At 32.1% G+C, this 392-nt stretch carries 1 pseudogene; it reads left to right on the top strand.

Going from position 1 to position 392, the window contains the following annotated elements:
* Positions 1-257: pseudogene (locus IU405_RS09380) on the top strand (glutamate racemase); the annotation flags it as partial.
* Positions 258-392 lie beyond the last annotated feature (135 nt).

The raw sequence follows: 392 nt of genomic DNA, 5'->3' as shown, positions 1-392 counted from the left end.
GTTTGGTATTAGGTTGCACACATTATCCGTATTTGATTCCTCAAATTCGAAAAATTGTGGGTGATAAAATGCAAATTATTGATTCTGGTTTGGCTGTTGCTAAACAAACAAAAGCTATTTTAGAGAAAAATGAATTGTTGAAAAAAGATATTCAGAAAGGCAAACATCAATTGTTTTCGAACAGTGATATTAGGGTTTTAGAAATACTTGTTAGTAACCAAATAGCAAATACAAAAATCAACAAAAGAGATTTTTAGAAACCTCCAAAAACCGAATTGATATTTGGACAAGCTGCTGCTCTTTGTTCTCTTGTCCACAAATTTACTCCCACAGAAACTTGATGAAAACCAGAATTGGTCAACACAGTTTCGTTCATTTGATTGGTATATGTG

The organism is Polaribacter sp. BAL334 (genome assembly GCF_015767435.1).
Lineage (GTDB): Bacteria > Bacteroidota > Bacteroidia > Flavobacteriales > Flavobacteriaceae > Polaribacter.
Note: the sequence above shows the minus strand (reverse complement) of the source record. Positions and strands in the feature narration are given on the sequence as shown.